Source organism: Cupriavidus basilensis (assembly GCF_029335485.1).
GTDB lineage: Bacteria > Pseudomonadota > Gammaproteobacteria > Burkholderiales > Burkholderiaceae > Cupriavidus > Cupriavidus basilensis_E.
Window position 1 is genome coordinate 1 of record NZ_JARJLM010000650.1, and the last position, 13,091, is coordinate 13,091.

The window sequence follows — 13,091 nt, forward strand, 5'->3', positions numbered from 1 at the left end:
TCGAAGCCGTCCATGCCTTCAGCCTGCCCGCACCCCGCTCAGGGCGTGGCGACGTGCCACATGTTGTTGAAGTTGTCACCCATGCGATCGCCCGATTTTGCATCCTTGGCAAAGCGGTATAGCGGCCTGCCGCGATAGGCCCATTGCCTGGCGCCGTCGTCGCGCGTGATGACGCTGTAGTCGCCCATCGCGCTGGTGCCAGGGGCTGCCATCAGGGGCGGCCAATTGGTTGCGCAGGCGGCGTTGCACACACTCTTGCCGTTGCCTGCGGCCATGTCGCGGTCGAATACGTACAGCGTCAGGCCCTGCGGATCCGTCAGCGCGCCACCTGCAACCTTGACCGTGGGCGGCATATTGCCGGCTCCCCCCATGCCCATGCCACCCATGCCGGAACAGGCGGAAAGCAGTACGGCGGCCGAGGCAAGCGCGAGCGCGGCGGGACGGGACAGCGAAGCGAGGGAAGCGACTGCGAAAGGACGGGAACGGGCCATGATATCGGTCTCCATACGATGCGATGCGGCGCCGCCAGCCGGCACCGTCCCTTCAGTAAACACCGTATGTGACGACTTTATTCCATTAGGACGAAAAAAAACCTGCCTCATCAGGCAGGTTTCTCTTGCGGGACCACATCCGGCTCAGAGTTCGCCGTAACTATGCAGGCCGGACAGGAACATGTTGACGCCCAGGAAGGCGAAGGTCGTCACCAGCAAACCCACCAGCGCCCACCAGGCCGCCATCGTGCCGCGCAGGCCCTTCATCAGGCGCATGTGCAGCCAGGCCGCATAGTTCAGCCAGACGATCAGCGCCCAGGTTTCCTTCGGGTCCCAGCTCCAGTAGCCGCCCCAGGCTTCCGCCGCCCACAGCGCGCCCAGGATGGTGGCGATGGTGAAGAAGGCAAAGCCAACGGCGATCGCCTTGTACATCACATCGTCCAGCACTTCCAGCGAAGGCAGGCGCTCGGCCAGGATGCCTTTCTGCTTGAGCAGGTAGGCCACTGAAACCATCGCGGCCAAGGCAAAGGTGCCGTAGCCGATGAAGTTCGCCGGCACATGGATCTTCATCCACCAGCTCTGCAGCGCCGGCACCAGCGGCTGGATCTCGCTGGCATCCCGGCTGACCGTGTACCACAGCAGGAAGCCCACCGCGGCCGACACCACCAGCATCACGAACGGCCCGAGCGCGCGGGTGGCGTAGCGGCCCTCGTAGTACAGGTAGAACAGCGAAGTGATCAGCGTGAACAGCACGAACACTTCGTACAGGTTGGAGATGGGGATGTGACCGATGTCCGCGCCAATGAGATAGGACTCGTACCAGCGCACCAGCATGCCGGTGAAGCCCAGCACCACGGCAGCCCACGCCATCTTGCTGCCAATCTGCAGCCCGGTCTCGGACCGGGTCAGCAGGCCGCCCCAGTAGAACAGGGTGGACAGGAACACCAGCGCGCTCATCCACAGGATGGCCGACTGGCTCGACAGGAAGTACTTGAGGAAGAAGGCCTGCTCGGCCCGTGGCAGCTGGCCGTGGTAGAGCTGGATGGCGCATAGCGACAGCACGGCCAGCGTCACCATCAGCAGTCGCACTGGCTTCCAGTGCCAGCCCAGCAGGGCAAAGGTGGGCACTGCGGCAATCAGGACGCCCTTGTCGTAGACGTTCATCCACTGGCCGTAGCGAACCAGCGCAAAGCCCGCACCCGCCGCCAGCAGCAAGGCGAAAAGCCAGTCGACCAAGCCCAGGCGGCGTAGGAACGACGGCTCCAGATAGGCCTGCTCGGCACCGCCGGCGGCAACGGCAGCCGGGCTCCCCTGCACGGCCGGCCTGGCCTGACTCACATTCGAAGACATATTGGTTCCTGCTAAATTGCGGGCCCGGCCTGCGGCGGCATCCTCGAGTCTCGCGTCTTGCGTCTCGATAGCCGACCAGGCCACCTTGCTGCCCCATGCGGCGCGGCTGGCCGCGCCGGTCTCGCTTCGCCCGCACGGGAGGCGGGCGTTTGATTCAATGGCCGTCGTTGCCGGTGCCGCCGACGCTGCCGGCGGCCCGGCCCACGTCGTCGCGCAGGGCGACGAACTCCTTCTCGAAATCCAGTGTACGGCGCTGGGTGGACATGGCCATCAGCACATGGCTGGTGGCGCCTTGCCCGCCGCTCGGGTCCACCGGGTCTTTCGGATCCTTCACCCAGATCCAGACCCGGCGCTCACGGATGTAGAACATCGAAAACACCCCAAGCACCAGCAGTAGACAGCCAAGATACACGATGTTCTTCCCCGGTGCACGGGTCATCTGGAACACGCTGGCCTTGACCTCCGTGAAGTCGTCGAGCTGCAGGAAAACCGGCGCGGTGTAGAAGAAACTGTCGGACAGCGCATTGATTGCCTGCTGCAGGAATGCGCCGCTTTGCGCACTATTAGGCACCACGGGCAGCTTGTCCTGCGCGCGTGCCAGTTGCCAGAGCTCCCACATCGAACCGTTCAGGATCTTCAGCAACACATCGGCAGCCTTCTGCTGTTCGGCCGGCGGCACCGATTTCTCCAGGAAGCCGGCAACCGCGGTGAAGCCACCCGGCGGCGCCTGCGGGCTGCTGCGCGACACGCCGGCGAAGAGATCCAGCGCGCGCATGGCGCTCTCGGCCAGCTGGCCACGCAGCGCTTCGCGGTCCTCGCCTGGCATCGTGGCCAGGGCGAAGCGGCGCGCGGCCTCGCTGCGCAATGCGCGGTCCTGCAGCGCGGCGCGCAGGCGCATCCAGTCCGCCACGCTGTTCTGCTCGTCGGCCGGGATGCGCAGATAGCGGAACGGCTCGCTGGGCGAATCGCGCATGCCGGCAAGAAAGACCGACTGGCCATCGAGCTGGACCGGCACCATATAGTTGTTGAACTCCCGCGCCTGGCCGTTGCGGTCGCGCAGCTTGTACTGCACCGACGGCCCCACGTTGCGCAGCTCCTTCGCGCGATCTGGATTCACGGCCGAGCCGAGATGGGATTCGAGCTTCTCGTTGAACGACTTGTGCGCCACGCCGCGGGCATCGGGCTTACCCGATGCATCGGTCACGTTCTCGATATTCATCAGGCGGAAATCGCTGAACTCGACCGTCAATCCCTCGGCATCGGCGCCGCCGCCCGTGCCGGCAAGCGGTGAGTTGGCGCCCACCGTACCGGCGAAGGCGAAGGTCTTGTCGCTGCCGCCCTGCATCGGGTAGCCAACGAACTTCAGCTTCGAGCCGCCGTCCTCGAAGCTCGACTGGTAGATGGCGATGCCGTCCACCACCACCGGCTCGTTGACCTTGACCGTGGCCTCGGTCTTGCGGCCGGTGGCACGGTCGGTGATAACCACGTCGGAAGCGAACAGCTTGGGCATGCCCGTCGAGTAATGCTCGACGGTGAACTTCTTCAGCGTGATATTGAACGGCAGGTCCTGCACCAGGGCGCCGTCCGAGATATTCAGGATGGCGGTGGAAACGGTGGAGCCTTCGGGCACGAAGGCATTGCCGCGAAAGCCCGGGTTGCTGGTCGAGAGCCGGTGCTGCGGCGGAATATCGTTGATCACGGCATTGCCGCTGATCGGCGTCTTGCCGCCGAACCACATCTGCGCGCGGATCAGCATGTCGCCGTCGAGCAGGCCACCGATGCAGATCACCACGATGGCGGTATGCGCGAGAATGTAGCCCAGCTTGTTGGCGGCGCCCGCCTTGGCCGCCAGCAAGGTCGCGCCCTCATGCGGGACGGCCTTGATGCGGTAGCCGCGGTTGGACAGCAGTGCGGTGAGACGGCTCACGGCATCGGCGCGGGGGCGCTCCGAATCGAACTCGGCGCGGTGGTGGAAGGCCCGCAGGCTGCGCTCGCGCACGTGGTCCTTCCACGAGCGCATATCGTTGATCATCTTGGGCGCGTTGCGGGTCAGGCACAGCGAGGTGGAAATCACCAGGAAGGCCAGGATCAGCAGGAACCACCAGGAGCTGTAGACCTTTTGCAGCGACAGCGCGTGGAACAGGTCGGCCCAGAAGGGGCCGAACTGGTTCACGTAGTTGGGATAGGGCTCATTCTGCTTGAGGACCGTGCCGATCACGCTGGCGATGGCGATGACCGTCAGCAGCGCGATGGCAAAACGCATCGAGGACAGCAGTTCCACCGCGTCGCGCAGCAGGCGGTGGGAGGTCTTCAGGTGCAGTCCTGACGTGGAAGCGGTCGACATGTGCAGTGTGGCCCTTGGCCTTGAAATAAAAAAGGGTGGGCATGCTCGCGCAGGCCACCCTTTTCGATTGTTGCCAGGCTGCCTGGTTGCACCCCGCGGCACCTCGCAGTTGCAAGGCCGGCTGGAGCGCTCCGGCTACCCGGCGCGGAACGACTTAGCGAACCCCGGCGACGTAGTCGGCCACAGCCTTGATCTCGGCATCCGACATCTTGGCGGCGATGGTCGTCATCACGGGGTTGTTCTTGCGGGTGCCCTGGCGGAATGCCACCAGCTGCGCTTCGGTGTACTCGGACCACTGGCCGCCGATGCGCGGATACTGCGCGGGAATGCCGGCGCCGGTGGGGCCATGGCAAGCCGCGCATGCCGGCACGCCCTTGGCGGCGATGCCGCCACGGTAGATCTTCTGGCCGGCCTCGATGGTTTCCTTGTTCTTGGCGGTGGCGGGCTTCTGCGCCTGCTTGGCCAGGTAGGCGCCGACGTCCTTCATTTCCTGGTCGGACATGGCGCCCGCGTACGGCGACATGATGGCGTTGTTGCGGCTCTTGGCTTTGAAATCGGCAAGCTGCTTGTGGACGTATTCCGGATGCTGGGCGGCCAGCTTCGGGTTGGCCGCGGCGCCGCTGTTGCCGTTGGCGCCGTGGCAGCTCAGGCAGGCCGGGACATTGCGATCGGGAGCACCTTGGGTGTAAAGGGTTTCGCCCTTGGCCGGATCAGCCTTCGCGGCAGCCTGCTCGGTGGCAGATGCCAGACCGGTCATGGCAGTTGCCGGCAGAGCCAGCGCCACAACAGCCAGAAGTTTCGCAATGCGGTTCATTCGCACACCTTCTCTGAATTGTTTTGAATTCGTGGGGCACGCCGTTCGGCACCCTGCCCGCGGTGAGGACGCGATGGGCTGGCACTTTGACATCGGAAATTCATCACGATGGACCGCCCGCTCGCCTGAAAACCACAAACACCCAGACGAAGCCAGATGGCACCGCCCCCATGCGAACGAGGGCGGCAGACCGTGCGAATATCCCGGCAGCAGACTCTCGGCCTGCAGTTGCCCGCATGCGCCGGCGCCGGATTGGACGCCGCTGCAGGGGCGAGACCGACAGGCCGCGCTACCTCGATGGAACGGACACGCAAAGCTTCCCTTCCGGATTGATGCGGGCCAAGGATGCCACGCGTCACCCAATCGGGAGGCCGTTAACCGCGTTATTGTACAATAAATCGTGTGCCGGATAGAGGATGTGCGCGCCGCGACGCGGCCAGACGCAAGCCCCGGCCATCCTGGCGGCACCGTGTGCCGCACGCCTCACTCACATCAGCGTGGTGACGCTGGCAATACCGCCTGATCCCAGGCGGCAACCCGCCCTCACCCGCCCCATCGCCCAAGCGCATGTCCCTCCTACACCAGGCCCGCTTCTTTGTTACCGTCAACCACCTGCGCGACCTGCCTGCCACGGCCGTGCCTGAAGTGGCCTTCGCCGGACGCTCCAACGCAGGCAAATCCACCGCCATCAACATCCTGTGCAACCAGAAGCGGCTGGCTTTCTCGTCGCGCACGCCGGGCCGCACCCAGCACATCAACTTCTTCGGCGTCGCGCCGGTCAAGGCGCCGGACCCGCTCGCCTTCCTGGTCGACCTGCCCGGCTATGGCTACGCGCAGGTTTCCGGCTCGGCCAAATACCACTGGCAAACCCTGCTGAGCGACTATGTGCAGACCCGCTCGCAGCTGTCCGGCCTAGTGCTGATGATGGATGCACGCCGGCCTTTCACCGACCTGGATTGCCAGATGGTCGAGTGGTTCCTGCCCACGGGCCGGCCCATCCACGTGCTGCTGACCAAGGCGGACAAGCTGACCAACAGCGAAAACGCCCTGGCGCTGCGCGAGACCCGCAAGATCCTGGCGGGCTACGCCGAGCAGCTCGACACGCCCGTGGCCCTGACCGCGCAACTGTTCTCCAGCCTGAAGCGCCGCGGCATCGAGGAGGCGCAGCGCGTGGTGGCGGGCTGGCTGTCGCTGCCCGAGGCACAGCCGCCCGTCGCGCCCGCTACAAGGCCCGCGGCGACATCGCAAGCCGTGCCCGATACCACGCTCGATAGCGCGGCGGACGACGCGACGGACAACACGGCGCCCGACACGCCCGCGAACTGATCCTGCCGACCCGCTGCGCGTACCCGGGTCTGCGCTCCGATGCGGCGCTGCCCCTCGCTGGCCTCGCTGGCTTCCCTTGCGCCGAGGCAAAAAAAACCCCGTTGCAAGCAACGGGGGCGAACTTTCCCGCCGGTTAGGGCGGGTACCCGCTCAGGGAGGAGTAGCGGGGGACGCTGCATCGCGCAAGCGCAACGCAGAGTGTCCGCGAGTATGATAGCGGGCGAGATCAAAAGTTTAGTTTTTCTTTCACAAGCGGTCTGATCGCGCACTCACCGGCGACCCCGCGTGGCCGCAGCGCGACAGGCTAGCGGTATTCCCCTTCTGACTCCTCTCCCTCAAGCCATGTCCACTTTCCCCGAGTACCGTCCGCGCCGCATGCGCCGCGATGATTTCTCGCGCCGGCTGATGCGCGAAAACCGCCTGTCGCCGGACAACCTGATCTATCCGGTATTCATCCTCGACGGCCAGAACCAGCGCCAGAGCGTGGCGAGCATGCCGGGCGTGGAGCGGCTATCGGTGGACCAGTTGCTGCCCGTGGCGGAAGACTGTGTCAAGCTGGGTATCCCGGTGATCGCGCTGTTCCCGGTGATCGACGCCGCCCTGAAGACACCGGACGGCATCGAGGCAACCAATGCCGAAGGCCTGATCCCGCGCGCCGTGCGTGCCCTGAAGGACCGCTTCCCCGAACTCGGCGTGCTGACCGACGTGGCGCTGGACCCCTACACCAGCCATGGCCAGGACGGCGTGCTGGATGCCGATGGCTACGTGATCAACGATGTCACGGTGGAAATCCTGGTCAAGCAGGCACTGACACAGGCCGAGGCCGGCGTGGACATCGTGGCCCCCTCCGACATGATGGACGGGCGCATCGGCGCGGTGCGCGCTGCGCTGGAAGACGCCGGCCACATCCATACCCGCATCATGGCCTACTCCGCCAAGTACGCCTCGGCCTTCTACGGCCCCTTCCGCGACGCGGTGGGCTCGGCGGCCAACCTGGGCAAGGGCAACAAGATGACCTACCAGATGGATCCGGCCAACACCGACGAAGCCTTGCGCGAAGTGGCGCAGGACATCATGGAAGGCGCCGACATGGTGATGGTCAAGCCTGGCATGCCTTACCTCGACATCGTGCGGCGCGTGAAGGATGAATTCCGCTTTCCCACCTACGTCTACCAGGTCAGCGGCGAGTACGCCATGCTCAAGGCCGCCGCGCAGAATGGCTGGCTGGACCACGACAAGGTCATGATGGAGTCGCTGCTGGCATTCCGCCGCGCCGGCGCCGACGGCATCCTGACCTACTTCGCGCGCGACGCCGCCCGCCTGCTGACGCCCTGAAGCGGCCCGGATGCAGCTGTTAGGTTTTTCCGCCAGCCAGGTCCACCCGCTCGCCTCGCTCGACGAGGCGCGTGACTTCCTTGCGGGCAATGCGGCCGCCCGCTTCGTCTGGGTCGACACGCCGATCGAGGAAGTCAGCACAGCGGCGGCGGCCTGGCGCGACAGCGTACAGGCGCTGACCGGGGCGCCGGTGCTGGACCTGCACCTGATCGATGCCACCAATCCGTCGCATCCGTCGTATTTCGATACGACCCATGCGTACGATATGGTGATCTTCCGCAAGCTCACCTTCGAAACCAGCCGGCTGATCGCCGAAGCCGGCGACGCCGCCGCGCCCCCGGCGGCGGCAGGCCCGCGGCTGTCCACGGGCACGGGCGCAATACCAAAGGCGCGCCGCTACGCGCCCGGCTTTCTGCCCGCGCTGGCCAAGATCGACACCCAGCCGGTTACCTTCCTTGTCTTCGACAATGTGCTGCTGACGGTCCGGCCCGCGCAGTCCCGCACCATCGACCAGGTGCGCCAGCGGCTGCTGGATCTATGCCAGGCGCCCAGACAGCCGACGCGGCCCAACGGTAATGGCGCCCTGGTCCACGGCATCCGCCCTCCGACACGCCCGGAGGACATGATGCTGCGGCTGCTCAATGCGATGGTCGACCGCTACCTGGATCTGCGCGCCCCGCTGACGCGCCAGTTGGACCGCTGGCAGCGGGCGCTGCTGAACTCGCGGCGCAGCTTTTCCAGCTGGGAAGGGTTGCTGGATGCGCGGATCGAGCTGCGGCGGCTTGAGCACCTGTGCGAGGAGCAACGCGATGCGCTGCAGGAGTTCCGCGACAGCCTGCTCGACAACAGCTACAGCAACGAGAGCGAGGGCCAGGCCGACACGGCCGGCCGCGACGAAGCGCTGCTGGTGCGTATCAATGATGTGATGGAGCATATCTCGCGCGTGCTGGCGCATGCCCGCCGGCTGGAGGACTCCATCGAGTCCGCGGTACAGATCCATTTCTCGGCCGTGGCGCATCGCACCAACCGCACCATGCGCACGCTGACGCTGATCACTGCGCTGTTCATGCCGCTGACACTGATCACCGGTATCTTCGGCATGAATTTCGACCGCATGCCCTGGCTGCGCGAGCCGCAGGGATTCTGGTGGTCGATCGGGCTGATGGGTGCCGTGGTGGTGGTGCTGGCCGCGGTATGGGCCCTGGGACGGCGGCTGGAGCAGAGCTAGGCGGGCCCTCCCTGCGCCGGGGCCAGCCTCGCCTCAGATGCTGGCCTTGGCGTCGAAGGCGCGCGACAGGCTGTCCAGGAAACGCGCTGCCGGCTGGTAGCCGATCACGCGTACCGGCCGCTCGCGCCCGTCGGGGCCATACAGGATGATGCCCGGTGGCCCGAACAGCCCGAAGCGCTTGAGCAGCGCGCGGTCGTCGGCGTTGTTGCGGGTAACGTCGGCCTGCAGCATCACCACGCCGGACAGCCGGGTGCGCACGCGCTCGTCGCTGAACGTGAAGCGCTCCATTTCCTTGCAGCTCACGCACCAGTCGGCGTAGAAGTCGAGCAATACCGGCTGGCCGGCGGCGGCGGCCTGCGCCACGCGCGCGTCGAGCTCCGCGATCGAGCGGACCCGCTCGAAGCGCGGCGCCAACGCATTCTCAGCGACTGCGCCGGGCGCGGTACGCGCGGCCCCCAGGTGCGCCAGCGGCTGCAGGGGATCCCGCCCGCCGGAAGCCAGCCCCACCAGCAGGATTGCACCCGCCAGGGCGGCCAGCAGGCCAAGGCCCTTGCCCACCCGGGCAAGGCCATGCGCCTCGGGCCCGAGGGCATCGAAGGCGCTCAGGAACACCGCCCCCACCAGGAACAGCGCTGCCCAGCCGGTCATCAGCGCCCAGGCCGGCAGCACCGGGCCCACCATCCACAGCGCCACGCCCAGCAGCAGGAAACCGAAGAAACGCTTGGTCATTTCCATCCAGCGGCCGGCGCGCGGCAGCAGATTGCCCGCGCCCACGCCAACCAGCACCAGCGGCACACCCATGCCCAGCGCCATGGCGAACAGCGCGCCGCCGCCGGTGACGGCGTCGCCGGTGCGCGCGATATAGGCCAGGGCGCCGGCCAGCGGTGCCGTCACGCACGGCCCGACGATCAGCGCCGAGATCGCGCCCATGGCGGCGGCCCCGGCCAGCTGCCCGCCCTGGCGGCGGTTCGAGGAGGCCGTCAAGCGGGTCTGCCAGTGCTGCGGCAGTTGCAGCTCATAGAGACCGAACATGGACAGCGACAAGGCCACCATCAGCACGGCGAAGGCCGCCAGCACCCACGGCGCCTGCAGCGCCGCCGACAAGCCTTCGCCAAGCAGCCCTGCAGCTACCCCGATGCCGGTATAGACCACCGCCATGCCAAGCACATAGGACAGCGACACCAGCAAGGCGCGCCCGCGCGTGACGTGCTCGCCCACCACGATCGACGACAGGATCGGGACCATCGGCAGTACGCAAGGCGTGAACGTGAGCAGCAGGCCAAGGCCGAAGAACAAGGCGGCGATCAGGCCGAGGTTGCGGCTGGCCAGCGCGCCGGCGATACGGTCGTTTTCGTCGGCAGGGGAGGCCGCCTGGGCGGGCGACGGGATGCCCGGAGCCGCGGCGGCGGGCGCTTCATCGTGCTCCGCAGCCTCACTGTTGCCGGGGCGGCTAGAATCCTCCGCAGCGCTCCTGCCGAACAGCCCGTCCAGCACGCCGCCGCCAACCTTGAAGACGTGCTCTGCCGGGGGATAGCACAGCCCTTTGTCAGCGCAGCCCTGCGAGGTCACCACCAGCGACCATTTGCCGTCGGCCGGGGCAGACTCCACCGGCACGCGGATGGTCAGCCCGCCGTGGTAGGTCTCCATTTCCTTGCCGAAGGTCTCGTCGAACTTGACCTTGCCCGGCGGGAACGCCGGCGCGCCCAGCTTGACCGAGGCCGGCTGCGCGGCAAAGGCAAAGCGGTCGCGGTAGAGGTAATAGCCATCTGCCACATCGAAGCGGACCTCGATGGTCTTTGCATCAAGCTGCCGCGCGGCAAAGCGGAAGGCCTGCTCCGGCGGAAGGAAATCGTCGTCGGCTGCATGCGCGACGCCGGAAAAGCCGGCAAGGCACAGCCACAATGCGGCGAGCAGCAGGGCCAGGAGGCGTGCTGCGGCACTATGCCGCACCGCTCGCGCCGCCGGCCACTGGCCAAAAGCGCTCGATGTCTCTCCGAAACCCATGCCCCATCCTTGAATTGTCATTCGTTATATCCGTGTTTCGAGCGCCTGGCGGCCCGGACATCCGGACGCATTCCCAGCCTTGTCGCCCCTTGACGGTTATCCCTACGCGCTGTCGTCGCCGGCCTCGGGGGTACGCGTCTCCTGCGCCACCCAGGCCAGATAAGGCGCGAAGCCCGCTACCACCGGCATGGCCACGATTTCCGGCACCTCATACGGGTGCGCCAGGCGAATCGCCGCTTCGAGCGCCGCATAGCGATCCTGGGTGGTCTTGATCAGCAGTGGCCATTCCTGGCTACGCTCGATCTCGCCGCGCCACCAGTACTCGGACTCGCAGGGCGCCAGCCGGTTCACGCAGGCGGCCAGCCGGGACTCCAGCACCGCGCGCGTCAAGCGTGTGGCGGAATCGGCATCGGGCAGCACCGTCATCACCAGGATTGTCTCGCTCATCGCACCTTCCCGTTCTCTAAAGTCAGCCCCAGCGCCGGCTCCCGAAAACAAAAGAGCCAGGCATGCAGCCTGGCTCGATTGTAAGCGGTGTCCGCGCGGCTTGCCGCGACCGGTGGTCGCAGCTTACCGGGGACAGTATCAACCTTATTCCGCGGCTTCTTCTGCCGGGGCTTCGGTGACTTCCGGACGGTCGACCAGCTCGACCAGCGCCATCGGCGCGTTGTCGCCCTGGCGGAAACCGAACTTCAGGATACGGGTGTAACCGCCCGGGCGGGCGTTGTAACGCGGGCCCAGTTCGTTGAACAGCTTGGTGACCATGTCGCGGTCGCGCAGACGGGCGAAAGCCAGGCGGCGATTGGCAACCGTGTCCTTCTTGGCCAGCGTGATGAGGGGCTCGACAACCTTGCGCAGTTCCTTGGCCTTGGGCAGGGTGGTCTTGATCAGCTCATGCTGGAACAGCGAGTTGGACATGTTGCGCAGCATCGCGAGACGGTGCGACGAGGTGCGGTTCAGTTTCCGCAAACCATGACGGTGACGCATGATGATTCCTTTATTGCAATGTTTGACCAGCTCTTCTATCGCTTGGCCGGGAGATTTCCCGGTTCGGCGCGGGCCGGTAGTCTATGGAGCAGCCGGCACATGCCGGTCGCCGGGATTTACCTGGCGCGGCGACAGGACGAGCCCGCCGCCGCGCCCGGCTGATTACTTCTCCAGCCCTGCGGGCGGCCAGTTCTCGAGCTTCATGCCGAGGGTCAGGCCGCGCGAAGCCAGCACTTCCTTGATTTCGTTGAGCGACTTGCGACCCAGGTTCGGAGTCTTCAACAGCTCGTTCTCGGTACGCTGGATCAGGTCGCCGATATAGTAGATGTTTTCGGCCTTCAGGCAGTTGGCCGAACGCACCGTCAGCTCCAGGTCGTCGACCGGGCGCAGCAGGATCGGATCGATCTGCGGCGTACGGCTCGAAGCGGCTTCCGCCGACGACTCGGTGCCTTCCAGCGCGGCGAACACCGACAGCTGGTCCACCAGGATGCGCGCCGATTGACGAATCGCTTCCTCGGGCGAGATCACGCCGTCGGTTTCGATGTTCATCACCAGCTTGTCCAGGTCGGTACGCTGTTCCACGCGAGCCGATTCGACTGCGTACGACACGCGGCGCACCGGCGAGAACGAAGCGTCCAGCACGATGCGGCCAATGACCTTGCCCGATTCGTCGCCGAACTTGCGCACGTTGCCCGGCACATAACCACGGCCTTGTTCGACCTTGATCTGCATATCGAGCTTGCCGCCGGCCGACAGGTGAGCGATCACATGGCCGGGGTTGATGATTTCGACGTCGTGCGGCAGCTCGATATCGGCTGCGGTCACAACGCCTTCGCCTTCCTTGCGCAGCGACACCGTGACTTCGTCGCGGTTGTGCAGCTTGAAGACCACACCCTTCAGATTGAGCAGCAGGTTGACTACGTCTTCCTGTACGCCATCGATGGTGGAATACTCATGGACCACCCCAGCGATCGTGACTTCGGTCGGGGCATAGCCGACCATCGACGACAGCAGCACGCGACGCAGGGCGTTACCGAGCGTATGGCCGTAGCCACGCTCGAACGGCTCCATCACGACTTTTGCGTGATGGTCGCCCAGCGGCTCTACGGCGATGATTTTAGGCTTGAGGAGTGCTGTTTGCATTAGGTTGTCCTTTTCAATACCCTCGGCTCGTTACACCGATAAGGCTGACGTATGGAACCTGAAAATCCC

The 13,091-nt window shown here is 65.8% G+C and carries 11 protein-coding genes; 3 read left to right on the forward strand and 8 right to left on the reverse strand.

Annotation, left to right across the window (positions count from 1 at the left end; genetic code table 11):
- Positions 1–38 precede the first annotated feature (38 nt).
- From P3W85_RS39855 to P3W85_RS39870, 4 genes are all read right to left on the reverse strand, one after another.
- On the reverse strand, positions 39–491 hold the full coding sequence (locus P3W85_RS39855) for a COG4315 family predicted lipoprotein (RefSeq protein WP_276268871.1): 453 nt from the start codon (positions 489–491) through the stop codon (positions 39–41).
- Between the two features lie 144 nt (positions 492–635).
- Entirely contained in the window at positions 636–1,841 is a 1,206-nt protein-coding gene (gene ccsB / locus P3W85_RS39860) for a c-type cytochrome biogenesis protein CcsB (protein ID WP_017230948.1), read from the reverse strand.
- Between the two features lie 154 nt (positions 1,842–1,995).
- Positions 1,996–4,185 (reverse strand): cytochrome c biogenesis protein ResB, encoded by a 2,190-nt coding sequence (locus P3W85_RS39865; RefSeq protein ID WP_276268872.1) that lies wholly within the window; start codon positions 4,183–4,185, stop codon positions 1,996–1,998.
- A 154-nt stretch (positions 4,186–4,339) separates the two neighbouring features.
- Entirely contained in the window at positions 4,340–4,999 is a 660-nt protein-coding gene (locus P3W85_RS39870; RefSeq protein WP_017230947.1) for a c-type cytochrome, read from the reverse strand.
- A gap of 567 nt (positions 5,000–5,566) precedes the next feature.
- Here P3W85_RS39870 and yihA point away from each other — a divergent pair.
- The 3 genes from yihA to P3W85_RS39885 all read left to right on the forward strand — a co-directional run bounded on the left by yihA (position 5,567) and on the right by P3W85_RS39885 (position 8,888).
- Complete coding sequence (yihA, locus tag P3W85_RS39875; protein ID WP_017230946.1) at positions 5,567–6,325, forward strand: ribosome biogenesis GTP-binding protein YihA/YsxC; 759 nt, start codon at positions 5,567–5,569, stop codon at positions 6,323–6,325.
- A gap of 342 nt (positions 6,326–6,667) precedes the next feature.
- On the forward strand, positions 6,668–7,660 hold the full coding sequence (gene hemB / locus P3W85_RS39880) for a porphobilinogen synthase (RefSeq protein ID WP_035818305.1): 993 nt from the start codon (positions 6,668–6,670) through the stop codon (positions 7,658–7,660).
- A 10-nt stretch (positions 7,661–7,670) separates the two neighbouring features.
- Positions 7,671–8,888, forward strand: coding sequence for a magnesium transporter CorA family protein (locus P3W85_RS39885; protein WP_276268873.1), 1,218 nt, complete (start codon positions 7,671–7,673; stop codon positions 8,886–8,888).
- Between the two features lie 33 nt (positions 8,889–8,921).
- On the opposite strand, the gene dsbD is transcribed toward P3W85_RS39885, so the two are convergent.
- The 4 genes from dsbD to P3W85_RS39905 form a co-directional block, all read right to left on the reverse strand.
- Complete coding sequence (gene dsbD, locus P3W85_RS39890) at positions 8,922–10,892, reverse strand: protein-disulfide reductase DsbD (RefSeq protein WP_430869706.1); 1,971 nt, start codon at positions 10,890–10,892, stop codon at positions 8,922–8,924.
- A gap of 102 nt (positions 10,893–10,994) precedes the next feature.
- Positions 10,995–11,339, reverse strand: coding sequence for a divalent-cation tolerance protein CutA (gene cutA, locus P3W85_RS39895; RefSeq protein ID WP_017225219.1), 345 nt, complete (start codon positions 11,337–11,339; stop codon positions 10,995–10,997).
- Between the two features lie 144 nt (positions 11,340–11,483).
- Positions 11,484–11,879 (reverse strand): 50S ribosomal protein L17, encoded by a 396-nt coding sequence (gene rplQ, locus P3W85_RS39900; RefSeq protein WP_035807808.1) that lies wholly within the window; start codon positions 11,877–11,879, stop codon positions 11,484–11,486.
- Positions 11,880–12,041: 162 nt separating this feature from the next.
- On the reverse strand, positions 12,042–13,022 hold the full coding sequence (locus P3W85_RS39905) for a DNA-directed RNA polymerase subunit alpha (RefSeq protein WP_017225222.1): 981 nt from the start codon (positions 13,020–13,022) through the stop codon (positions 12,042–12,044).
- Positions 13,023–13,091 lie beyond the last annotated feature (69 nt).

What these genes read in the sequence shown, in the direction of transcription:
- hemB (WP_035818305.1), top strand. Translation starts at nt 6,668, where the DNA reads ATGTCCACTTTCCCCGAGTACCGTCCGCGCCGCATGCGCCGCGATGAT.
- rplQ (WP_035807808.1), bottom strand. Translation starts at nt 11,879, where the DNA reads ATGCGTCACCGTCATGGTTTGCGGAAACTGAACCGCACCTCGTCGCAC.
- cutA (WP_017225219.1), bottom strand. Translation starts at nt 11,339, where the DNA reads ATGAGCGAGACAATCCTGGTGATGACGGTGCTGCCCGATGCCGATTCC.
- P3W85_RS39855 (WP_276268871.1), bottom strand. Translation starts at nt 491, where the DNA reads ATGGCCCGTTCCCGTCCTTTCGCAGTCGCTTCCCTCGCTTCGCTGTCC.
- dsbD (WP_430869706.1), bottom strand. Translation starts at nt 10,892, where the DNA reads ATGGGTTTCGGAGAGACATCGAGCGCTTTTGGCCAGTGGCCGGCGGCG.
- P3W85_RS39905 (WP_017225222.1), bottom strand. Translation starts at nt 13,022, where the DNA reads ATGCAAACAGCACTCCTCAAGCCTAAAATCATCGCCGTAGAGCCGCTG.
- ccsB (WP_017230948.1), bottom strand. Translation starts at nt 1,841, where the DNA reads ATGTCTTCGAATGTGAGTCAGGCCAGGCCGGCCGTGCAGGGGAGCCCG.
- yihA (WP_017230946.1), top strand. Translation starts at nt 5,567, where the DNA reads ATGTCCCTCCTACACCAGGCCCGCTTCTTTGTTACCGTCAACCACCTG.
- P3W85_RS39885 (WP_276268873.1), top strand. Translation starts at nt 7,671, where the DNA reads ATGCAGCTGTTAGGTTTTTCCGCCAGCCAGGTCCACCCGCTCGCCTCG.
- P3W85_RS39865 (WP_276268872.1), bottom strand. Translation starts at nt 4,185, where the DNA reads ATGTCGACCGCTTCCACGTCAGGACTGCACCTGAAGACCTCCCACCGC.
- P3W85_RS39870 (WP_017230947.1), bottom strand. Translation starts at nt 4,999, where the DNA reads ATGAACCGCATTGCGAAACTTCTGGCTGTTGTGGCGCTGGCTCTGCCG.